Below are 23,360 nucleotides of genomic sequence, written 5' to 3'. Positions count from 1 at the left end.
AACAGTAACGAGTATGATACATTCTATTTTACACCAGATATGGAACCAGCGCCGCAGTAACGGCTGGCTGTTTGCCGAGCTGTTGATTGTATTTACATTGATGTGGTATTGTGTGGATGTACTCTATGGCTTTGCCCATGCAGAACGGCAGCCTAAGGGGTATGATTTGGAGCATGTCTATAAGATAAGGATTTCCTGCAATCCCACACAGATAGTGCCGTGCACGTCGGAAGACAGCCTGCAGACCTTCTGGTTCAAGCCGATGGAGGAAGTGCTCCGGCGTATCAGGCAATATCCTGCAGTGGAAAGTGCTGCCACGTGGCTGGGTACCGATACTTATACCCGCGGGCGTGTTTACCAGGGGTATACGACGGACAGCGTGCATGTTGTCGAGACTACAGTGCGCTATGTGTCTCCCGAATATTTCGACGTCATGCGCATTCCGCTGTTGCAGGGGAATGTCTCGGATTGGAATTCCACTGCCAGTCCTCTGCCTGCCGTGGTGACCCGTGATTTGGCAGACAGTCTTTTTCAGACAAGTGCCGGGGCGGTGGGCCGCGAGTTTCTGGATTATTACAGCGGAGGTCTCCGTTACCGTGTCTCTGCAGTCTGTGCCTTGCAGAAGACGGATGACTATGCCCGTTACGGACCTTTTGTCCTGACTCCTTTCCCCGGTTGGTTCTATGAGGACCAGTACCTCCCGTTCATCTCCCTACGGATACGTCCGGAGGCGGATACGGATAATTTTGCAGCTCGTTTTTATCAGGATATGATGTCGCAGCTGCAGGTCGCTCCATTCTATCTTTTCGACATACAGAGCTATAAGGACCAGAAGATAGAGCGGGATGCTGCCGAAGGAATCACCCCGTATATCCGCAGCGCAAGGCTCATTGTGATATTCTTTGTTTTCAATGTATTCATCGGGCTGATGGGAACTTTTTGGTTCCGTACCCGCCATCGCCGCAGCGAGATTGCTTTGCGCATGGCCATGGGCAGCAGCCGCGGAAGAATACGCTGGCAATTGCTGGGTGAAGGGTTGCTGCTGTTGGCACTTGCTTCCATCCCCGCTTTGATGATATGTATCAATATGGTTATGGCAGATGTCACTTTTACGGAAGCCACGGATGCCACTTGGGGGAGATTTGTCATATGCGTTTCTATTGTCTGGATATTGATGGCATTGATGGTGATTGCAGGAATCTGGTATCCGGCTTCACGGGCCATGAAGGTACAGCCTGCCGAAGCATTGCACGATGAGTGAGTTTTTTTTGAATAATCTGTGCTCATTCTCAATATAACTTGTATATTTGCGTGACGAATAAGAGTTTTGCGTTGAGTATACAAAATCTATATTATGATGAAACGCCTTTTCTTTCCATTGTTTGCAGGCTTGTTGTGGTTGATGTCGGGAACACTTTCGGCTACGGAACGTACGTACAATGTACTTTTCATACAGTCCTATACAAAAAATACTCCTTGGCACAGCCTTCTGACAGAAAATTTGGAGAACGGACTGGACAAGGGGGGAGTTAAAGCCAATATCACTACTGAATATCTGAATGCCGATTACTGGTCTTTCGCTTCCGAGTGCTTCATCATGCGCCGCATCTGCGAGCGTGCCAGGCAACGGAAAACGGACTTGATTGTGACCTCCAGCGATGAGGCTTTCTTCACATTGACCCATTGCGGTGATTCCCTGCCTTATCAGATACCGGTAGTGGTTTCGGGTATCAAATACCCGGATGAGAGAGTCTTTGAAAGAATGCCCAACGTCTCCGGCTATGTTTCGAAAACGGATTTCGATGTCTTGCTGGATGCGGCTGTCCGCATGTTTCCTTCCCGCAGGGAGTTGGTCTGTCTGTCCGACAGCAGTTTCCTGAGCCTTAAAGGGGTTAAGGCTGTGGAGGAATCCTGGGAACGCATAAAGAGCAACTATCCGGAGCATGAGTTGAAAGTGCTGAATGTGCAGGCCAAGTCCTTGAACTCTATCATCACTTCCATTTGCTATGACTACAATGCCTACAAGCATATTGTCATTGCTCCCAAATGGATTCCCTTTCTTTCCTTGAAGTTGAAGGCCCCCGTGTTTACCAGCCAGAACCTGGCTATGACGAACGGTGTTCTGTGTGTGTATGATGCCGTTCCCGGAGAGGATGCTTTTGCTGCCGGCCGGCAGGCTGCAAGTATTTTGAAGGGCAAGTCACCCGCCTCATTGGAAGTAAAGGACTTTGGGGGCAAGTTGCTGTTCGATTACAAACAGTTGCAGTTTTTCCGTGTGGACACGAACCGTGCGGAGAGCAAGGGCATCATTTTGAATATACCGTTGATGGAGCGTTACCGTGTCTGGTTCATTCTGTTCTATTCGCTGATTGTCGGGGCATTGGTGCTGCTGGTTGCCTGGCTTTTCCGTGCCAACCGCAGGGAGTCGCGTAAGCGCATACATGCCCAGACCCGCTTGTTGATACAGCACCGCCTGGTGGAGCAGCGCGACGAGTTCGACAATATCTTCTGTTCCATTCGCGACGGCTTGATTACGTATGATACCGACCTGCGCATCCATTTTGTCAACCGTCCGTTGTTACAGATGTTGGGACTTTCTTCCGAAACCTATACGTCCCGTTTCTATGAAGGGCAGATGGCCGGCTCCATTTTCAGGATTTACATGAATGGAGAAAACATCCTGCAGGACTTGTTGAAGAAAGTACGTACCGGAAAGAGACCTATTTCTATTCCGGAGAAAGCCTTCATGCAGGAAAACCATCAGGGAACGTATTTCCCCGTTTCCGGCGAGGTAGTACCTATCTTTGCCAATGAAAAGATGACGGGAATGGCGATTGTATGCCGCAATATCTCCGAAGAAGAGATGCAGAGACGCTTCTTCAATATGGCGGTGGAGGAAAGCTCCATTTATCCGTGGCAGTACAACATGCATATGAACCGTTTCCATTTCCCGGGTGGATTGCTGCGCCGTTTCGGGTATACCGATGATACGGACTTGCTGGCACGTGATGAGATGGACACCCTTATACATCCGGAAGACTTGCTGCATACGCGCAGGAATTTTGATGCCATTCTGTTGGGCAATGAAATCAATTCACGGATGAGTTTCCGGTTGAAGAGTGCGGATGGGAGCTATGAATGGTGGGAGTTCCGCAGTACCGCTTATGACGGACTGACGGTTGATACCCCATACATGGTATTGGGAGTATGCCAGAGCATCCAGCGTTACAAGGATACGGAAGAGGCCTTGATTGCCGCACGTGACCGTGCCTTGCAGGCCGACAAGCTCAAATCTGCGTTTCTTGCCAATATGAGCCATGAGATACGCACCCCTTTGAATGCCATTGTCGGCTTCTCGGATTTGTTGAAGGATTTGGACGCTTTTTCTCCGGAAGAGGTAAAGCAGTTCGTCGAAACAATCAACATCAACTGTACATTGCTGCTGGCGTTGATAAACGATATTCTGGACCTCTCGCGCATAGAATCGGGCACGATGGACTTTAAGTTCGGAGCATTCAACCTGGCGTTTATCATGCAGGAGGTCCATGAATCCCAGCGTCTGAGTATGCCTCGGGATGTAGAGCTGCGTATAGAGATTCCGGAAGGGGAAGACAAATTGGTCATCACCGATTCCGTCCGCTTGAAGCAGGTCGTGAACAACTTGATAAACAATGCCAAGAAATTCACGGTAACGGGCAGCATCACCTTCGGCTATGTCACGAACCGGGAAGGATATACCACCATCTTTGTCGAAGACACGGGAAGCGGTATCTCTGAAGACGCCCAGAAACATATCTTCGAACGCTTTTACAAAGAAGACAGCTTTACGCAGGGCGCCGGTTTGGGGCTGAGCATTTGCCAGACCATCGTAGACCGCCTGCATGGTTCTATCTCGGTCTCCTCAGAGTTGGGAAAAGGAACGCGTTTCGAGGTGGTGATACCGGATGCGAACGAGTAATCATTCAATCCGTTTGCAGGCATTGGCTTGCAGGAACTCTTCCAATATATCCTCGTAATTGCCATACAGCATGATGTGGTGGTTGCCCAGCGGTGTCTTGAGGAAATAGTCGGCAGGGGAGTTCATTTTTATCCGCACTTGGGTGCGGCACATATTGATGTAGTTTGTATTCTCAACAAGCGTGCCGGTGCTCAAGTAATATTCGTCCAGGCTTTCGCTTCCGCATTTTACGATGGTTACATCTCCCGTCGGCAGGATTCCCTGAATACCGATGCCGCTTTCCGTCTCAAAATGGTTGCGTATGATGAACTGCTCCGTTTGTGCGATGCCGATGGTGCAGTGTGCCAATATGATTTCATTGGTACGGGCATTTATCATGGAAGGATTGGCCATGAAGGAGTTTTTCCCCGTCAGCACTTTTACGGCCAGCATGGTGAAGACGGATTGCAAATCGCCTTCACATCCGGCAATGATTCCTTCGTCGTTCAGCAAGGCAAGGGCAAGGCAGCCGGTGGTTCCCGTTTGGTCTATCAGGCGGAAGCAGCTGAGGGTAATGGCGCTCAGTCGCTCTTCCTCTACAATCCTCTTGATGGCTCGATACAGCCGCATGGCTTTTATCATGTCTTCGGGGCTTGCCTCTCGGCAGGCAAGCGCTTTTCCTGCCAGTCCGGCGCATGCTTCGCCCACCTCGTCGTCCGTTATCTGTCCGTAGTATTCATAAATGCGGTCCAATGAGACGTCTGTGTACTCGATACCCCAGCGGCGTTTGGCAAGCAGATAATCCACATTGCTGGCAACGAGCCAGCTGGACGGAGTGCCCATTACGCCGATGCGCATGCCGAAAAGGCTGCGTTGTGCCACGAAATTGCTGTGCAGGACAAAAATACGCTTGATGGTCTCGGGGAGCTCTCCGTGAAGAATCTCGCTTTTCATTCCCCGGCCGCGCAGCCAGGAAGATATTTCGAGAGCGGCGGCCAGTGAGTTCTGCATGCCGTCTGCCAAGAGGATGGCGGGGCGGGGAAGGGATTCGAAATGCTGGATTACCAGCCGTTCCACACCTCCGGTGGCAATGAATATAATACTGAAGTCATCGGGTGATAACTTGTCTATGTCTTTGTAATCAATGAAGTTGACGGTAAAGTATTTTTCCAATTCAGTCAATATCACTTCGTGGGAGCTACGGACTGATGCTTGTTTATGCAGTATGGAAGCAAAAGTTATAAGGTTGATGACCATGGTGTTATTTACTATTTGACTATTTACTATTTACAATTGATTCTACTTGGCTCGTTTGCTTTTTCAAAGATACAAGTTTCTGTTTACATATCATAGAGTTTTTACGATAGATAAGTTTTTTAAAGTTTTTATGGTCTTGCCTTCCTTTTGGTTTCAAATAATTCGCTACATTTGCAACTTTAATGATAAAGTGATAGCAATATCACCTATAAATACTCTATTAAATAGTAAATCATAAATCGTCAAATAGTAAATAAACCTCATGCCAACAATATCTATTCGCGGAATGGAGATGCCCGCATCTCCTATCAGAAAACTGGCTCCTCTGGCAGATGCTGCCAAGCAGAGGGGTATACATGTATTTCACCTGAACATCGGTCAACCCGACCTGCCTACTCCGGAAGTCGCGATTGAAGCGATACGGAACATCGACCGGAAAGTTCTGGAATACAGTCCCAGTGCGGGATATCGCAGTTACCGAGAGAAGTTGGTGGGTTACTATGCAAAGTACAATATCAATCTGACTGCAGACGACATCATCATCACTTCCGGCGGCTCGGAGGCGGTGTTGTTCTCTTTCCTGGCTTGCCTCAATCCGGGGGATGAAATCATTGTTCCCGAGCCGGCCTATGCCAATTATATGGCGTTTGCCATCTCTGCCGGAGCCAAGATACGCACCATTGCCACGACCATCGAAGAGGGTTTCTCGTTGCCCAAGGTAGAGAAGTTCGAGGAGTTGATTAACGAGCGCACGCGTGCTATTTTGATTTGCAATCCCAACAATCCTACGGGTTACCTCTATACACGCCGTGAAATGAACCAGATTCGCGACCTTGTGAAGAAGTACGATTTGTTCCTCTTCTCGGACGAGGTGTACCGTGAATTTATTTATACGGGTTCTCCCTATATCTCTGCCTGCCATCTGGAGGGCATTGAGAACAATGTGGTGCTGATTGATTCCGTGTCCAAGCGCTATTCGGAGTGCGGCATCCGCATCGGTGCCCTGATAACGAAGAACAAGGAAATCCGGGATGCTGTCATGAAGTTCTGCCAGGCGCGTCTCAGTCCTCCGTTGATTGGCCAGATTGCCGCAGAAGCATCGCTGGATGCCGATGAGGATTATCTGCGCGACACATACGATGAATATGTAGAACGCCGTAAATGCTTGATTGACGGATTGAACCGTATACCGGGCGTATATTCGCCCATCCCGATGGGAGCCTTCTATACGGTGGCAAAGCTTCCGGTAGATGATTCGGACAAGTTCTGTGCCTGGTGTCTGTCGGAGTTCGAGTACGAGGGACAGACGGTGTTCATGGCGCCTGCCTCCGGATTCTATACTACGCCGGGTTCCGGTCGCAACGAAGTGCGTATCGCATACGTACTGAAGAAAGATGACTTGAACCGCGCCTTGTTTGTATTGCAAAAAGCATTGGAAGCCTATCCGGGACGAACCGAATAAAATGAAATAATTCATTAGGCGCGGATTACGCGGATTACACGGAAAACTTAAGATAAAGACGTTTGTTTCAAATCTTCCGTGTAATCTGCGCCTAAAAAATAATGGCCCATGAACTTATCTCGCTTTATAGCGTTGCGCATTTATCGCAACTCGGAGCCGGGCAAGCAAGTTTCCCGTCCGGCTGTCCTTATTGCCATGGTGGGTATTGCTCTCGGACTGGCGGTGATGATTATTGCCGTGTCCGTCATTGTTGGCTTCAAGAGCGAGGTAAGGGATAAAATCGTGGGTTTCGGTGCCCATATCCAGATAGGCAACCTGGATGCTGCACGCTCTTATGAGACGCGCCCGGTGGTGGTGGGCGACAGCATGATGGCTGCGCTTTCCGATTATCCCGAAGTGAAGCATGTACAACGCTACTCCACCAAGCCGGGGATGATAAAGACCGCCGATGCCTTTCAGGGAATGGTGCTGAAAGGTGTGGGGCAGGAGTATGATAGCACCTTCTTCCACCGCCATCTGCTGGAGGGGGAGTTTCCGCAATTCAGCGATTCTGCTTCGTCCAACCGCGTAGTCATCTCAAAGTCTCTTGCCAACAAGCTGCAATTGAAACTCGGTGACAAGATAGACACCTACTTCATCCAGGACGATGTGCGTGCCCGCCGCCTGAAGATTGTAGGTATCTACCAAACCAACTTCTCCGAATACGACAACCTATTCCTGCTTACCGACCTCTATTTGGTGAATCGCCTGAACAACTGGGAGCCGGACCAGGTGAGCGGTGTGGAGCTGGAAATACGCGATTATGACAAGCTGGAAGAAACCACCTATGAGATAGCTGTCGATACGGACGAGAATCCCGACCGCTATGGTGCCGAGTATTGCGTCCGCAATGTAGAGCAGCTCAATCCCCAAATCTTTGCCTGGCTGGGCATCTTGGATGTCAACATCTGGGTCATTCTCATTCTGATGATTGGAGTGGCGGGGTTCACCATGGTATCCGGCCTGCTGATTATCATCATAGAGCGTACCTCCATGATAGGCGTGCTGAAGTCTTTGGGAGCCAATAACTTTACCATCCGTAAAGTCTTCCTTTGGTTTTCGGTCTTCCTCATTGGGAAAGGCATGCTTTGGGGGAACATAATCGGCCTTGCGTTCTATTTCGTGCAGCGCTGGTCCGGCTTGTTCAAGCTCGACCCTGAAACCTATTACATGGCTACTGTTCCGGTATCTTTCAATATCTGGCTGTTCCTGCTGCTGAATGCCGGCACATTGCTGGCTTCGGTCCTGATGTTGCTGGGCCCATCATTCCTGATTACACGCATCCATCCGGCAACTTCCATCCGTTACGAATAAGAGAATCACTTTCTCAGAAAACCGCTTTTCTTGCGGAACAGACAGTACCATTTCCAACGTAAAGACTGTATCGGCTGCAATAGGTCGAAAGCCGGTAGTGTGAAGTAATATCTGCGCTGTTCTTCCAGGTCGTGGGCAGTCTTGTTGACAATGACTGCCTGCATGGTGAAACGGAACAGGAACAAAAGAAAAGCGACGCCTGCTGCCAGCCAGTGGAAGTGCAGAATGCCGATGACCATCGCGGCTATCCAGGATGCGTGGAATGCCAGGCGGGTCAGGGTCTCAAAACCGGCCAGCCAGCGTTGCATTCCATGATACAGCCGTGCTGTGGAGGCGTAGCCTATTTTCTCTTCTTTCCAGTCCTTGGTACGCAGAAGCGGCTGCATGCGCACAATGGCATTGGCATCCGTTTCTACCCGCGTGTTCTCCGGGGTAGCCACGTGGTTGATGAACAAATCGTCGTCTCCCCGTTGCAGGTTGAGGTGTGCGGAGAATCCTTTCTGTTGGTAGAAGAGTTCCTTCCGGTAGGCCAGGTTACGCCCGATGCCCATGTAGGGGCTGCCTGCCAGGGCAAATCCCAGATAGCGCATGGAAGTGAACAGATTGTCGAATGCCGCCCGTTTGTGCAGCCAGCCTTTGCCGCGTTCGTAGCCGCTGTATCCCAGCACCACTTGGGTACGTGATGTGAAGTTGCGTGCCATCAGTCGCAGCCATTGGTTGCTTTGGGGCATGCAGTTGGCATTGGTGAACACCAGCCAGTCATATTTGCTGGCCTTGATTCCAAGCGTTACGGCCAGCTTCTTGCGGCTGATGTAACGGGAGGAATCGGGTACGAAGCTGTGGTAGAGATGGGGATATTTCTCCTCGAGGATGGTCAGGTAATCCTCGCTCTCATCGGTGTTGCCGTCGTTAATGACGATGACTTCAAATTGGGGATAGTCCTGCTCCAGCACGGCGCCCAGGTTGCGGTGCAGATTCTCGGATTCCTCGCGGGCGCAGATGATGACGGATATGGGGGGCAGTTCCTGGGTGAAGTGCGTGTCTCCCTGCTTCACGGCACGGCTGCGCGCATGAATACGGTTGTAGAGACAGAGGTAGTAGATAATTTGAATAAGGAACAGACCACCCGCCGTAGCGAGTACGATAATTTCAGTTGAATCTAATGTAAATGCTTCCATGTGCAGTAGGACGTTTATGTGCTGCAAATTTACACAATTTCCGGCACTACCTCAAACTTTGTTCCGGGAAAGTGCTTGGACAAATACTGCTTGATGTATTTCATCGTGTCTTCCTGGATAGTCTTGTCCTCTACCGTGGGATAGAGGTTGTAGAGTACCGTATCGAGCGCGATGTCCCGGTTCTTGATGGCTTCGAAGCTCAGCAGGGTGTGGTTGATGCTGCCCAGCTTTCCGGAGGTGACAAAGATAAGCGGGTACTGCTTCTCCGCAATGTAGTCTATCGTCAGGAAATCTTCGGTAAGGGGAACCATCAGACCGCCGGCGCCTTCTACGAGCACGGTATCATAGCGATGGGAAAGTTCCCTGGTGGCACGCTCTATTTTTCCGAAGTCTATCGGGCGCTTGTCTATGCGGGCGGCGAGGTGGGGAGAGCAGGGATAGGAGAATATCTCGGGCATGGTCAGCCCCTCTTTGTCTTCCGGCAGGTAGCCGGTTCCGGTGAGGCGGCGGTGCAGGTCGATGTCCTCGGAATGACCGGTGTTGCCGGTCTGGATGAATTTTTGGGTGATGACGCGCAGGCCGCGTTGCATAAGCTCACGGGCGTACCAGGCGGTGCAATAGCTTTTTCCGGCATCTGTATCAATGCCGCTGATGAAGTAGATGTTTTTTGTTTCCATTATTTTGTTTTTTTTCGTGCGATGATATAAATAGGGTGATAGGTCAGGCTTACGTTGCCTGCGGCATCACTGAACCGGGTTGTGTATTCTTTGCAGAAGGATTGCAGGCGACTACGCGTCCACATCCTTTTTTCCGTACCCGTGACTCCGGTTTGCTTCAGATGCTTCAGCACTGCCTGGGGAGTGGGGAAGGGCAAGGATATCACCTCTTCTTCGGCATGAAGAATATCGAAACCGGGAGACAGCAGGGCTTGCAGCTCCTCAACGGAGAGATAGTCCAGCCCGTGCCCAGTCAGTTGGCGTATTTCGTGCATGTTTGTGGCGCCGAAGGTGCTGAAGGCAAGCAGGCCGTCTGCCACCAGTGCTTGGTGGCAGCGGGTGAAGAAAGCACCTGGGTCGTTGAACCATTGCAGGGTGGAGCACGAGGTTATCAGGTCGGTTTCTCCGGGGAAGTCGATGGCTTCGGCATCACCGGGGACGAACTGCACGGTAGTGCCGTCGCAAAGTTCCTTGACGCACTCCTCCATTTCCCGGCACAAGTCGTTCAGCAGCAGAGCTTCCGGTTGCAAGGTGTGGAGGAGGATACGTGAGTAGCTTCCCGTTCCGCAGCCAAACTCTACGACACGGCGGAAACGTGTGTATGGTTCCTTTATGAGCTGCATCATCTTCTCGGCGACTTGTTGCTGCACGCGGGCCTCCCGGGTATAGGTATTCCGGGCTTTGGCAAAGCGGGCGGCTATCAGTTGTTTGTCCATCGGGTTCAGTGGCTTGTCCATAGGTCTTGCAGGTAATGTCTGAATAACTCTTCCTGGTAGTGGGTATCCTCCGTTTGCAGTACGGGGGTGCCGAGTATTTCCCAGGCTTGCAGCTGGTTGGCTGGTGGAATGATGCGGTCGTTGCCTCCCGTTACTGCCTGCTGCCAATGGAAGGTGGCAGCAGGCAGTGTGTGGTACATCTTCTCAATCTCCGTCAACTCATCTCTCAACTCTTCCAGCGGACGGCGGGGGGTGATTTCCAGGAAAGCTTTGAAGGCTGCTCCGTTGGCGCACATGCGGCGGAGGAATTTGTGCAGTGAAGCCCCAGTCAGTCCGTCCAATGTCCCGTGGTAGATGGCGGGTGGAATGCCCATATGCTGGTCTATGGGGTAGGGCGTTCCGTTGATGGCGATGCTGTTTGCCATATGGATACCTTCGCCGGACGTACCTGGCGATGAGAGCTGTGGCACGGTCTGCGAAGCCGCCCATACCCCCATAGACCAGCCGATGAGGTTGATTTCGCGGTATTCTTCCAGTCCGGAGGCGTCAAAATCCAGTGTGCGGTAGTCATAGCACACCATGAAGTCGCTGGCTGCCGGACGATACATTTTGAAAGGCGTCTCATCGGCTCCCCAGCCGGCAAAGAACAGCAATAGCCGGGGATGATGCTCGTGTATAATGTAACTTTGTTTCATCTGTTTTTAGAATCGTATAGCGTTAGTATTCCTCTCTTCCTTTAGGGGAATAAGGGGTATCAGTTCTCCAATCTCATCTTCCCGTATGTCTGCCGTCAGCGAAAAGCGGATGCGTGATGTCCTTTCGGGCACTGTGGGCGGGCGTACCGGCAGTGCATAGAACCCATGCCTCTGCAGCAACTCTGCGCACAGCACAGTGTCGGCACTGGGGCCGATAATCAAGGGGACGATATGGCTTGCGCTAGGGCATCCGTACCCCTTGGCTTGTAATGCTTCGCGCAGCGTCCGGCTGATTCTTGCCAGATGCTCGCGGCGGTCCTGCATTCCGGCAAGTTTCCGCACGATAAACAGTGTCCAGGCAATACTTGTCGGAGGCAATGCCGTGGTGAAGATGAGGGTTCGCATCCGGTTGACGAGATACTCGCGTATCGTCCGGCAACAGGCGATGTATGCGCCGGCAGACACAGCCGCCTTGCCGAAGGTGCCCACGAGGAAATCTATATCCCGGATACATCCGGTTTCTTCGGCGCAGCCCAGGCCGCGCAGTCCCCTTACGCCGAATGCATGGGCTTCGTCCACATAGAGCAGTACGTTGGAGTATCTTTTTTTCAAACGCACCAATGCCGTGAGGTCGGCTTGGTCACCGTCCATGCTGAAGATGCTTTCTGTGACGATAATCAATTGCCGGAATGTTGCATGGTGTTGTTCCAGCAGGCGTTCCAGTTGCACCAGGTCGTTGTGGCGGAAGCGGATGCAGCGTGCGGTGGATAGGCGGATGCCGTCGATGATGCTGGCATGCACCAGCTTGTCTGCCAGTATTAGGGTTTGTGCATCGCTCACGGCGGGCAGAATCCCCATATTGGCATGATAGCCGCTATTGAGCACCAGTGCTGTCTCTGTGCCGAAAAGTGTGGCGAGTTCCGTCTCCAGTTCTTCGTAAATCCCGAAGTTCCCCGTCAGCAGGCGGGAGGAGGAGGAAGTCGGCAGGAAGGTGTCCGGTGTCAGTGTCTGCAGGAATTCTTCCTTTAGCTGGCGGTCGGCAGCCAGGCCCAGGTAGTCGTTGGACGAAAGGTTCAGCATATGCCGGCCATCGGCTATAACCGTGCGTCCCTCGTGTGTCAGTTGCGGCAGGCGGCGCAGGTTGCTGTGTTCTTTCAATGTTTGCAGCTCTTGCTGCATATATTCTATTGCATTCATAATTCTTTTAAAATGTGCCAATGTGGTTTTAATGTGCTAATGTGCCAATGTGCTAATATGCCAATGACCTGCGGCGTGATAGCGCAGCGTAAACATTGCGCAGCCAATTGGCACATTAGCATATTAGCACATTCTTATAATTTTCATCAATCCCCCCGTCAGCTTCCTCAGCTGTTCCGGCTCTATAATGAACGGAGGCATCAGGTATACCAATCTTCCGAACGGGCGTACCCAGATTCCCTCCTCAACGAAGCGTTTTTGCATCCACGCCATGTCTACGGGTTCTTTTGTCTCAATCACCCCGATGGCTCCCAGCACACGTACATCCGTCACTTGCGGTAATCGGCGTGCCGGTTCAAGCTCTTCTTGCAGTTGCCGGCTGATGCGAGTCACCTTGCCTTGCCAGTCGTATTCGGGCGAGGTCAGCAGCTTCACCGAAGCGCACGCTACGGCGCATGCCAGTGGGTTTCCCATAAAGGTGGGTCCGTGCATAAACACCTCCGGCGTATGGTTGGAGATGGTATCCGCCACTTCATTCGTCGTCAGTACGGCGGACAGCGTCATGTATCCGCCCGTTATGGCCTTTCCTATGCACATGATGTCCGGTTCTACACCCGCATGCTCCCAGGCAAAGAGTTTTCCCGTCCGTCCGAAGCCCGTGGCTATCTCATCGAATATCAGCAGCAGGCCATGTTCCTTGCATATCTGTGCCGCTTCGCGCAGGTACTGGGGGTGGTAGAACCACATGCCGCCAGCGCCCTGCACCACAGGTTCGAGGATAAGCGCTGCCAGTTCCTCGTGATGCTCCTCTACCAGTTTCCGCAGTTCCACCGTATCCCGTTCATCCCATTCGCCGTGGAAGCGCGAGCGCGGCTGCGGCACGAAATAGCGCATCGGCAATGATGCCCCGAACAGCGAATGCATGCCCGTCACCGGGTCGCAGACAGACATGGCATTCCATGTATCCCCGTGATAGCCCGAACGGATAGTCACAAAATTGTTCTTCTTCGCCTTTCCCTTGCCATACCAGTACTGCACGGCCATTTTCAAGGCCACCTCTACTGCCACCGAGCCCGAGTCGGCATAGAATATCTTCTGCATGGACGGCGGGACGAGCGGTAGCAGCAACTGGCCCAGTTCAATGGCAGGGTCGTGTGTCAGCCCTCCGAACATCACATGCGACATCTTGCCCAGCTGTTCCTCTGCCGCCCGGTTCAGTGTAGGGTGGTTGTACCCGTGGACGGCGCACCACCACGACGACATTCCCTCTACGAGTGTTTCTCCGCTTTCCAGGGTGATGGTGGCGCCTTCGGCATGCTTCACCTTGTACACCGGTAGCGGGTTGGTGGTGGAGGTATAGGGGTGCCATAGGTGCTCTCTGTCGAACTGCGAGCCGCAGAACCGGTATCCGGCATCTTCTATCAGCACCTTGTCTTCCGACACTTTCGAGCCGAGCGTTGTCAGCAGGTCGCCCACGATGGCGGAGTTGATGCCGATGTGCAGCGCTTGCTTCACGGCCTCCTTGCTCAGTTGCGAGCGTCCTCCGGCAAAGCGGAGGAAAGCTGTCGGGTTGATGAAGCGGAAGAGGGCGATGGTGGTCAGTATTTCCTCCTCGCTGAGTGGCGCCTGCCGTTCCAGCGGTGTGCCGGGGATGGGGCTCAGGAGGTTGATGGGGATGGACTGTACTTCCAGCTCGCGCAGTGTGAAGGCGAATTCGATGCGTTGCTCCATGCTCTCGCCCATACCGATGATGCCGCCGCTGCAGATGTCCATGCCTACGTTGCGGGCGGCTTGCAGGGTGCGCAGCTTCTCTTCCTGCGTGTGCGTGCTGCACAGTTGGGGAAAGTAGGAGGGGGCTGTCTCCAGGTTGCAGTGATAGCGGGTGATGCCTGCGTCGTGCAGTGCCCGCATTTCGTCTTCGTTGAGCAGTCCCAGTGATGCGCACAACTGGATGGACGAGTGCCGGCGCATGTGCCGGGCGGCTTCGCACAGTTTCTCCATGTTTCTGGAGGAGGGCTTCCGTCCACTGGTCACCAGCGAGAAACGTGCCACGCCCTGGGCTTCATTATGCCGGGCATGCCGCAGGCATTCTTCTTTGTCCACCAGGTCGTACACGTCTGCCTGGGTTTTGTAGTGCGACGACTGTGCACACCACTTGCAGTTTTCCGGGCATCGTCCGGACTTGGCATTAATGATGGAGCACATGTCGAACTCCTCCGAGGCTCGGGCCCGGGTTATCTCGTGGGCAGCTTCGTATAGCGCTTCCTTGTCGGGTTGCACAGCCAGCCATTCGGCTTCTTCCTTACTGATGTGGCTGCCGCGCAGCACTTGTTCCTTTAATTTCTGTAGGGTCATATCTTTCTTGGGTTATGTTCATGGATAAAGACAGAGGTACGGATTGCCGGGGCGGTGCAGCTCGTCATTCTGCTGCATGGCTTCCGGTAATCCGTACCTCTTGTTCTCTTTTGTTTCAGGCTATATGTGTCTTGTCCGCCCGTATTCCCGCAGGGGCGGATGAATTGTGTTTCAAAAAGAATGTGCCGGTTCGTTCCCGGCTCCGTGAGGATACTTGTCAGGACGCTGCTGCTACCCAGCGGAATGCCGGTGTCGGTTTCCCTTCCTTCCGTTTCTCCTTTCCAGGTACTCTCTTCCCCGCATCCGGCATGTCCGGCGGTTCCCGCAGTCTTCTGTTTGGACAGAGAGCTGTCTGCCACGCTTTTGCGCAGGCAACCGATGGTGACACACCGTCCTATGCTGGCAAATGCAGCGTAGGCTTTTCTGCTCCAGCGGCGGAAGCGGATGGTAGGTGCGGCGGGTGATGTATTCCTCATGTTTTTTTCAGCCTGATGCGGTTTTGTTTCCTTTTAGCGGATGCAAATGTAGAAAAAATAATTTCATAACGGTAATGGTCATGCATGAAAAAGCCGCGCAAATGCAACTATTGCGCGGCTCTTCTTTAAGGAATGTCGTAGGATTTCACTCTTTGGACGACTGGTAGTAGAGATACCAGTCATTATTGGTGGCACCATTGGACTCTACCCATTTGGCGAAATCGGGATACTCCAGGTCGATGCGTACGGTTTCCTTTGCCGGAGTGAACCGGATGGGGCCTTCCGTGCCGGTTGTGGCCGGCAGCATGATGGCGAATGGATATTTGCCGTCCTTGTTGATGTAGTAGGCATCGTCTTCGGCTCCGATTTGCTTTGCGTTGGCTTTACCGGTCGCTTTCTTCTTGGGCAGATGCACTTCTGTCCGGTTGTCGGCTCCGGCTGTATACTGGGCAATGATGAACGGGTTCAAGTCGCTCTCCAGATTCTTCTTAGGCAATGTGTTGTCTGCAAATGTACGGGTTACGGTAAATTCGTTGCCCTGCACAGACTTTGCATCGGGGAATAGGATGACAGAAGAGGTCTCTGTTTCATCGACTGCTCCGGCAGGCAGTTCTATGCTGCCTCGCTGGCTGGCCACATATTGCACGGCAAATGCGTTGGAGTATGTGGCGGCACCACTTTGCTGTACGGGTACAAAGGTGTCTTCCACCTTCAGCACATAATTGTTGCTGTTGAATGAAATGGCCCGTTTGTGTTCGATAATCACGTCGTTCAAGTCATAGTCACCGCCATTGGGCCAGATGTCTTCGTAGGCATACGTGCGGTAGGTTGTTTCGGAGCTCGTCACCGTAGGCTCTTCCGGGTCTATGACCGGACGGTCCGGGTCTTGAATGGCTTCATTGGGGTTGGCATCGATACAGAACAGTATGTCTTCGTAGCTGGTATCATCGCCATCTTCTACTCCGTAGACTACCGTGCCGTTGCTGGTGGAGAGGGAGATAAAGCGAGCTTGTTGGCCTGCATATATCTTGTTCCATTCTTTATTGGAATATATATAATTTATAGAGTAGTCGATACCTTTATTGGGGGTATATCCATTGGGGATGATGAAATATCCTATGGTATATCCTGCCGGGAATTTGGTGGAGACATTACCGTTTTCGTCCTGATACAGAAGTTGTATTTTTGTATTCTTCTGTATGGGAGCGTCATATCGGGAATATTTGTTACCACTTCCAGACCATCCGGTATACGGGTCGTCTCCTGCAATGGATGCATTGGGAATGATAATGAATTTGTCTACCTTGTCAGGGCTGTTGGGAATTTCATTGGTCTTGTAGTAATAATAGCCGATGGAAGTCAGGTAACCGGCACGTTCGGTCAGGAAGGTCAGATACAGTTCTGCATCGGTAATCGTTACGTGTTGTCCCTGGTTGTTGATATATGCTTGGGCAATGGTGGTGTTCACATGCTTTGTATCGCTCACCAAAGCTCTGTTGTCCAGATTGCTGGGTTTGCTGTCATAACCTTTCCACAGTGTGTGTTGTAACTGCTTTAAAGTTCCGTCATTGAAATTTCCCGTAGTTACAATGTCATTATTATCAATAATCTCACCGTGAGATTGTCCCCATCCAACGATGGAGTATACCCGTTCCTTCCTATCCTTTAGGTCGATAGTCAGGTTGGATTTTGCACGTGTCATGGCAGTTGAGCGGGTGTTGGCATTATTTTCGGTCATATCTACCACCACTTTGCCATTTTCCACATCTGCTTCCACATACATGGGGGCTCCCCAACTTTGTGAGATGATATATACCTTTTCTGTCGCTTTGGGCAGTTCTACGTTGCCGGTGAAGCGTCCGTCTGCATCTGCAAAGATTTTAAAAACCGCTTCGCCGTTGATGGAGTAGAGGTTGTTTGTCTGATAGGTGATGGGGTCTTCTGTAAACACCTCTATTAATGCGCCTCCTGCGATTTTTCCATAATTCACGTCAAAAGCTACCTGGGCTGTTGTTGCAAAGTCAAAGTATTCGCTCTCCGGCTTTAGTTCTGTTTTTCCACGTTCGGGATTGTATAGGTCTTTTTCGGTACATCCCGTGAATATGCTGCAGGCAATTGCTGAAATGAGGGTTGCAGCACTAACTTTCGTCATAAGTCTAACTTTCATATTTTTATTGTTATAGATTGCTTGCTTGTTTGTCTTATGAACGCTGTCTATATCACAACCGCCACCTACTTCACAGACGAGTTGTAGATACTACATTTTCTCGAGCGCTTTTTTCATGTTGCAAATATAAACATAGTATTTATAATCTACAACTTTTGGGGTTTAAAAACACTTTTGGTGGGTTAAAAAGTTGTATAAAGTGAATTGATACTAATTGGATGAATCGAATGGTGCGGGCATAAAAAAAAGGCTATCTATCCCAGACAGCCAATCTTTTGTTAACCTTAAATCTAATACTATGAAAAACACATTGCAAAGGTACGTGTTTTCTGATAATCTCCAAATTTGCAGTAGATAATATCATGTTTTATAACAAGACTTAATGGTCATTAAGAACTTTATCTGCAATATTCATCGTACATTTGCTCCTGATATATCATCCGTTTGCCCTTTATGCATTATGCATTCGGTGCAGACGGATGATGTGTTTTCGTGAACTTATATACAGACAAACAACTATAAAACAGACGTTTATAATGAAATCAATCCAGAACAAAGGAATAAACCTCACCGCAGAAGACCTCAAAAATCGAATCGCTGACAGAAAAGAACGATATACCAAGCAGCAGGCACGACGCGAGAAATTGGAACAAACCATGGAGAACACCCGCAATGACATCGAGCAACTGGAGTATACCCTTGCACAGATGGAACGTACCGCCAAGCGCTCCCGTAATGCTGCCGCACAGCCTTCCCGTTTTGTCCCCCGCGAGCGTATCGCTAGCTTCTTTGCCCGTGTTTCCCGTTTTTTCGACCACCTTCAGCACCGCTTGCACCGTAGCTTGAACTATACTTGGTTCTGCCTTGTGCTATGCTCCCGATATACTTTTCAGAGCCGCCTGAAAAGCGTAGAACGCTGCTGTCTCACACCGGCCACGGTGCTGGGGTACTTCAAGAGGGAGAGGGAGATGTAACCAGTGACTTCGCTCTTATGGTAGAAGCAGCCTTAGGGATTAGTGCGGAACTCCTCGTTAATAGGCAGGCGAGATATAATATGGCTGTCTCTCTTAAAGAAAAATCGCTGACCGATAAGTTACATGAAATACGCAAAATGTGTGCTTCCCTATTATAGTATGAAAGTGTTGCTTTTATCAATAAGACAGTGAGGGTGTGTCATCAACCGTTTTGACACATTCATTTTTCTTGAGCAAGTTTTCTTATTGCCACTCGAACTTTCCCAGTTTTCCCTCCCATTCTAACTTTGCAACATGTTTTATTAATAAATATATGCAAAATGATAAAAGAACAAAGTTTTGAATGGCTGCTCGAGGGATGCCATCGCATTGCAGATGTGGCAGTGGCCTATTACCCAAACTACGCGTATGCCTGCTCGGCCGTAAAGGCCCTGCGCCGTTCCATTGCGGAACACGCTTGCCTGCTGAAGGATCTGACGGACCAGGGCTATACCGCCAGGACTGCCCACCTCACCCCCGTACAGATAGGCATCCTCCTGAGCTACTGGGGGATGCCCGACCACGTGAAGGATATGGCCGTGAAAAATCCGTATCTTCTGGTCTCTAAAAAATATGCGAAATAGAGAATGTATTTCTAATACATTCTGATTATTTTAGTATATTATTATATAGGGTGGTGGAGGATGAGGTGAAACCCTCTCTCGCCACCTTATGTATTTCATTAATTTTTAGCCGATTCTAACTGCTTATTTGTATCCCCCTGGCTGGTCCCTTACCTTTGTCGCATTATCGAATTAAGAATAGACAAAAATGGAAAAAGAAATGAGACCCATGACAACGGAGATGCTGAAGAAAGGCTATCTCCTCTTCCCCAAAGCCTTGTTTGAGGAACAAATGAATATGAAAACCGGAGAGAAAGCCGCCGATGCCTTCGAAGCCTTTGTCTTTGTGCTGACACACGTCAACTACAGCACGGTGACCTGCAACGTCAGGGGACACCTTTTCGACTGTGTACGTGGCGAGTCCGTACTTTCCCTGGCTCGCTGGATGGAGATATTGGGGTGGCCTCGCAACCGTACGCGCTACTTCTTCAACAAGATGTTCGACGCCGGCATCGTGGAGCGGGTGGCCAACCCCTACGTGATGCACATCCGTATCCCCGATTATGATTTCCTTACTGGCAATGCCCGTCCTAAAGCAGCCCCGCGGAAGAAGAAGGCAGCGCCGGTGGCTGGGGTGGGAGAGGACTTCTGCATCTTCTGGGAAAAGTTTCATGACATCACCGAGCATCCCAAGGTAAACATCGGCCGGGCCCGTCGCGAATGGAAAAAATTGACGGCAGGCGAGAAACAGCGGGCACTGGACAACATCGACGAATATTACGACCATCTGAACAACCAAAAATATTGTAAACAAGCCGCCACCTATCTGGCGGACAAATCTTTTGAAAATGAATATGATGACTGAAACTACTTTTTCCCACGACAGTGACCTCGAAGAAGCTGTCATCGGTGCCTGCATGATAGAGCGCGCTGCCATGCCTCTGGTGGCGGACAAACTTCGTCCTGAGATGTTCTACGAGGAGAAGAATCTGGAAATTTTTGCCGCCCTGCAATCGATGTATCGCAGCGCGAAGTCCATAGATACCATCACGCTGAAGAACGAACTGGCAGCCCGTGGCAAACTCGATGCCGTGGGCGGGCCTTACGAACTGTTACGCATCAGCTCGAAGGTCAGCTCCAGTGCTCATCTGGAGTATCATGCGCTCATCCTTAGGCAATTGCACACGCGGCGTATCATGCGTACGGGATTCCAGCAACTGCTGGCGTTCAGTGCCGACGAGTCGATGGATATTGACGACATTCTGGTGGAAGCCCATCGACTGCTGGAGGGGCTGGAGGACGAGAGCGGCGTAGCCGACCACCTTCGCTCCATAGACCGGCTGATGGACGACACGCTGGCCGAGGTGGAGCAGCGTATGGAGCACGGATGCAACGGTATTACGGGTATCCCTACGGGTTTTGACGCTCTGGACCACGTTACGGCGGGCTGGCAGCGCGGCGACTTGAACATCCTTGCTGCCCGTCCGTCGGTGGGGAAGACCGCCTTTGCCCTCCACCTGGCCCGTGCCGCTGCCATGGCGGGGCGTCATGTGGTGGTCTTCAGCCTCGAAATGCAAGGCGAGCGCCTGGGCGACCGCTGGCTGCTTGCAGCTACGGAGGAGGTAGACCCGCAACACCTGCGCAGCGGCCAGCTCACCCCCGGCGAGGTGAGGCAGGTGCATGAGGCGTCTGCCGAGTTGTCGCGGTTGCCCATACTGATAGACGACCATCCGATGACGAGCATGGACCGCGTGCGTTCTTCCGCCCGCCTGCTGAAGAGCAAGAATCGCTGTGACATGGTGATTGTGGACTATCTGCAACTATGTGACATGAGGAGTGACCAGAAAAACCGTAACCGCGAGCAGGAAGTGGCGCAGGCAAGCCGCAAGGCAAAGCTGCTGGCCAAGGAGCTGGATATCCCCGTACTGCTGCTGAGCCAGCTGAACCGGGCGAGCGACGGTACCATAGACCATCGCCCCACCTTGAGCAACCTGCGCGAGAGCGGCGCCATAGAGCAGGATGCGGATATGGTAATGCTGCTTTGCCGCCCTGCCCTCTACGGCAAGACCGTCGATAAGAAGAGTACTTATCCCACCGATGGCCTGGGCATCGTCATCATAGCCAAGCACCGTAATGGCAAAACCGGTGAAGTCTATTTCCATCATAACCAAAGCATGACAAAACTGGTGGACTACATACCACCATTGGAGTGGCTGACGAGGAATGCAAAGTGATGGATGGAAATTTATAGAATACAGGGACACAAAGACACGGAGATTTTTCTTATTGCTTGAAAAACTCTGTGTCTCCGTGTTTTTTGTAGTAAAAAAAATGGCAAAACACTTGACTTCCGCTTCTTAATGTTGTATCTTTGTAATGTGCTTAAGAAAAGGAATAATCATTGATTCGGGCGCCCTATCCCTTCCCTTACCCACTTCTCTCTTATAACTCATTTTTCTTAACTTAAACCTTAACTTTTTAAATTTATGGATGTAATTGTAGAGCGCTTCCAGCGCCGTAAAATCGTGAGCAACCCGGCTTCGCCCATGTTGTACTATCTCCGTCAGAAACCCAAGACCTGCGGCACCGTGGACATCGATGTCCTTGCCGCCTCCATTCAGAAAAACTGTGCCATGACGAAGGGCGACGTGAAGCACGTCATCGAAGCCCTGGTGGAGGAGATTCAAGGCAACCTTGCCAATGGCGACAAGGTGAAGCTGAACCAGCTGGGCACTTTCCACATGACGTTCCGCTGTCCCGGCATGGAGGCCTCGGACAAATGTACGGTGCGCAATATCTCGAAGGTGAATATCCGCTTTATCCCCGACAAGGAGCTGAAGCTGGTGAACGGCAGTACCGCCGTGACCCGCAGCCCGGCGAATGTGGGCTTTGTGCTCGACAAGCCCGAGGAGGGCGGCTCCGGCGGCGGCAATCAAGGCGGTGGTTCCGGAGGCGGCTCCGGCGACGACGGCGACCAGGGCGAAAATCCGCTGGGATAAAGAAGGAATGATTAAGGGTTAGTGATTAATGGTTAATGAACACAAGCAAATCGCTTATCGCTAATCAATCCCTAATGATTAACCATTAATCATTAGCCCTTAATCCTTAATCACTAATCCTTAACCATTAATTCTTAACTATTAATCCTTAATTTTATGAGTACAAAATCATCTGTTTGGGATAAGATTCTGAAAGTGATAATCGCTGTAGCCTCCGCGCTTATTGGTGCCCTGAGCGCCCATGCCATGACAGTGTAGCGGGTTTCCTTCACTTTTAATTTTTAATTTCTAATTTTTAATTCTCATGAGATTCATCAATCTTATCGTCGTCCATTGTTCCGCCACCCGCTGCGACCGCTGCTATACGGAGCACGACTTGACGACAGACCACCTGCGCCGGGGCTTCTCCGGCGCAGGTTATCATTTTTATATCCGCAAGAACGGTGACATCAAGTCCCTGCGTCCCTTGTCCCTGCCTGGTGCCCATGTCCGGGGTTGGAATGCAGGTAGCATCGGTGTCTGTTACGAAGGCGGTCTTGACGAGTGCGGTCGCCCTGCCGATACACGCACCCTTTTCCAAAAGCACTCCCTGCATGTGCTTGTGTTGCTGCTGCTGAAGGATTATCCCGGTTCCCGGCTTTGCGGTCACCGCGACCTGAGCCCCGACCTGAACCATAACGGGGAGATAGAGCCGGAAGAGTGGGTGAAACAATGTCCCTGCTTTGATGCGGCGACTATACTGACAGAACCGCCACCACCCAATCCGGCATGCTTATAAAATGTTTTTATTCTCTTTCTTCGTGCTCTTCGCGCGCACGTATATATATAATGTATAGTTATTTTCTCTCTTTTTCCTTTCTTCAAAATTGTTCATGCGAAATGCATTTATGAATCAGTAAGTTACAAAAAAGTTTCATTTTTATTAAAAAAAATGATAGATATGTTTGGCTTGTATTGTTAAATCCTATACCTTTGCACCCGCTTTCCAAGAGAAGGAAAGTGGTAAGATTGAAATACTGAAACAGAAGTGTGGAAGGTGACACAGAGAAATAAAAAGAGATAAAAATATTTTTCGAAAAACATTTGGAACTTATTAATAATTCTCCTTATCTTTGCAGTCCGACTCGCAAAGAAAAAGAACTTTTCTTGTTTTGCTTTTCTTATCCTTGTTTAAAGGATTTGAAAATACAGGAAAAAGAAAAAATAAAAAAAACTTCCGAAAATATTTGGAAGATATGCTTTAAAGTTCTTACCTTTGCATCCGCTTTCTGAAAAG

Annotated in this window: 20 protein-coding genes; 11 read left to right on the top strand and 9 right to left on the bottom strand. The window is 50.8% G+C overall.

Going from position 1 to position 23,360, the window contains the following annotated elements:
- Window positions 1-13: 13 nt before the first annotated feature.
- Window positions 14-1,261 carry an ABC transporter permease gene (locus ACESTD_RS09795; protein ID WP_005831148.1) on the top strand — a complete coding sequence of 416 codons (1,248 nt, stop codon included), beginning with the start codon at window positions 14-16 and terminating at the stop codon, window positions 1,259-1,261.
- Between the two features lie 93 nt (window positions 1,262-1,354).
- The gene (locus ACESTD_RS09790) at window positions 1,355-3,958 is read left to right on the top strand and encodes a PAS domain-containing sensor histidine kinase (protein ID WP_008664738.1); all 2,604 of its coding nucleotides are present in this window, start codon (window positions 1,355-1,357) and stop codon (window positions 3,956-3,958) included.
- On the opposite strand, the gene ACESTD_RS09785 is transcribed toward ACESTD_RS09790, so the two are convergent.
- Complete coding sequence (locus tag ACESTD_RS09785) at window positions 3,959-5,194, bottom strand: fucose isomerase (protein WP_005831144.1); 1,236 nt, start codon at window positions 5,192-5,194, stop codon at window positions 3,959-3,961.
- 262 nt (window positions 5,195-5,456) lie between these two features.
- Here ACESTD_RS09785 and ACESTD_RS09780 point away from each other — a divergent pair, with 262 nt between their 5' ends.
- On the top strand, window positions 5,457-6,656 hold the full coding sequence (locus ACESTD_RS09780) for a pyridoxal phosphate-dependent aminotransferase (protein ID WP_008664735.1): 1,200 nt from the start codon (window positions 5,457-5,459) through the stop codon (window positions 6,654-6,656).
- Window positions 6,657-6,764: 108 nt separating this feature from the next.
- Window positions 6,765-8,009: an ABC transporter permease gene (locus tag ACESTD_RS09775; RefSeq protein ID WP_055288607.1), complete on the top strand. Its 1,245-nt coding sequence runs from the start codon at window positions 6,765-6,767 to the stop codon at window positions 8,007-8,009.
- A gap of 5 nt (window positions 8,010-8,014) precedes the next feature.
- On the opposite strand, the gene ACESTD_RS09770 is transcribed toward ACESTD_RS09775, so the two are convergent.
- The 8 genes from ACESTD_RS09770 to ACESTD_RS09735 all read right to left on the bottom strand — a co-directional run bounded on the left by ACESTD_RS09770 (window position 8,015) and on the right by ACESTD_RS09735 (window position 17,509).
- Window positions 8,015-9,187: a glycosyltransferase gene (locus tag ACESTD_RS09770; RefSeq protein WP_373158830.1), complete on the bottom strand. Its 1,173-nt coding sequence runs from the start codon at window positions 9,185-9,187 to the stop codon at window positions 8,015-8,017.
- Window positions 9,188-9,216: 29 nt separating this feature from the next.
- A complete protein-coding gene (bioD, locus tag ACESTD_RS09765) occupies window positions 9,217-9,864 on the bottom strand; it encodes a dethiobiotin synthase (protein ID WP_005831133.1) in 648 nt (215 codons plus the stop codon).
- Window positions 9,864-10,640: a malonyl-ACP O-methyltransferase BioC gene (gene bioC, locus ACESTD_RS09760; RefSeq protein WP_005831129.1), complete on the bottom strand. Its 777-nt coding sequence runs from the start codon at window positions 10,638-10,640 to the stop codon at window positions 9,864-9,866. The genes bioD and bioC overlap by 1 nt, the downstream gene beginning before the upstream one ends.
- Complete coding sequence (locus tag ACESTD_RS09755) at window positions 10,625-11,314, bottom strand: pimeloyl-ACP methyl esterase BioG family protein (RefSeq protein WP_057097921.1); 690 nt, start codon at window positions 11,312-11,314, stop codon at window positions 10,625-10,627. Before ACESTD_RS09755 ends, bioC begins: the two co-directional genes overlap by 16 nt.
- 6 nt (window positions 11,315-11,320) lie before the next feature.
- On the bottom strand, window positions 11,321-12,511 hold the full coding sequence (locus tag ACESTD_RS09750) for an 8-amino-7-oxononanoate synthase (protein WP_373158829.1): 1,191 nt from the start codon (window positions 12,509-12,511) through the stop codon (window positions 11,321-11,323).
- 123 nt (window positions 12,512-12,634) lie between these two features.
- The gene (gene bioA, locus ACESTD_RS09745; RefSeq protein WP_195326061.1) at window positions 12,635-14,866 is read right to left on the bottom strand and encodes an adenosylmethionine--8-amino-7-oxononanoate transaminase; all 2,232 of its coding nucleotides are present in this window, start codon (window positions 14,864-14,866) and stop codon (window positions 12,635-12,637) included.
- Complete coding sequence (locus ACESTD_RS09740) at window positions 14,863-15,342, bottom strand: hypothetical protein (RefSeq protein WP_005837403.1); 480 nt, start codon at window positions 15,340-15,342, stop codon at window positions 14,863-14,865. The genes bioA and ACESTD_RS09740 overlap by 4 nt, the downstream gene beginning before the upstream one ends.
- Window positions 15,343-15,487: 145 nt before the next feature.
- A complete protein-coding gene (locus ACESTD_RS09735) occupies window positions 15,488-17,509 on the bottom strand; it encodes an LruC domain-containing protein (RefSeq protein ID WP_057097919.1) in 2,022 nt (673 codons plus the stop codon).
- 536 nt (window positions 17,510-18,045) lie between these two features.
- On the opposite strand from ACESTD_RS09735, the gene ACESTD_RS09730 reads away from it, so the two are divergent.
- The 7 genes from ACESTD_RS09730 (at window position 18,046) to ACESTD_RS09700 (ending at window position 22,862) form a co-directional block, all read left to right on the top strand.
- Complete coding sequence (locus ACESTD_RS09730) at window positions 18,046-18,483, top strand: hypothetical protein (protein WP_057097918.1); 438 nt, start codon at window positions 18,046-18,048, stop codon at window positions 18,481-18,483.
- 320 nt (window positions 18,484-18,803) lie between these two features.
- Entirely contained in the window at window positions 18,804-19,106 is a 303-nt protein-coding gene (locus ACESTD_RS09725; RefSeq protein WP_022400565.1) for a DUF4248 domain-containing protein, read from the top strand.
- 187 nt (window positions 19,107-19,293) lie between these two features.
- Entirely contained in the window at window positions 19,294-19,950 is a 657-nt protein-coding gene (locus tag ACESTD_RS09720) for a hypothetical protein (protein WP_005831106.1), read from the top strand.
- Entirely contained in the window at window positions 19,940-21,319 is a 1,380-nt protein-coding gene (gene dnaB / locus ACESTD_RS09715; protein WP_057097972.1) for a replicative DNA helicase, read from the top strand. Before ACESTD_RS09720 ends, dnaB begins: the two co-directional genes overlap by 11 nt.
- A gap of 252 nt (window positions 21,320-21,571) precedes the next feature.
- Window positions 21,572-22,084, top strand: coding sequence for an HU family DNA-binding protein (locus ACESTD_RS09710; protein WP_005837397.1), 513 nt, complete (start codon window positions 21,572-21,574; stop codon window positions 22,082-22,084).
- Between the two features lie 156 nt (window positions 22,085-22,240).
- Window positions 22,241-22,342: a smalltalk protein gene (locus tag ACESTD_RS09705; RefSeq protein ID WP_005837396.1), complete on the top strand. Its 102-nt coding sequence runs from the start codon at window positions 22,241-22,243 to the stop codon at window positions 22,340-22,342.
- A gap of 46 nt (window positions 22,343-22,388) precedes the next feature.
- The gene (locus ACESTD_RS09700; RefSeq protein WP_005831100.1) at window positions 22,389-22,862 is read left to right on the top strand and encodes an N-acetylmuramoyl-L-alanine amidase; all 474 of its coding nucleotides are present in this window, start codon (window positions 22,389-22,391) and stop codon (window positions 22,860-22,862) included.
- Window positions 22,863-23,360 lie beyond the last annotated feature (498 nt).

Source organism: Bacteroides sp. AR20, from assembly GCF_964250605.1.
GTDB classification, from domain to species: Bacteria; Bacteroidota; Bacteroidia; order Bacteroidales; family Bacteroidaceae; genus Bacteroides; species Bacteroides uniformis.
Note: the sequence above shows the minus strand (reverse complement) of the source record. Positions and strands in the feature narration are given on the sequence as shown.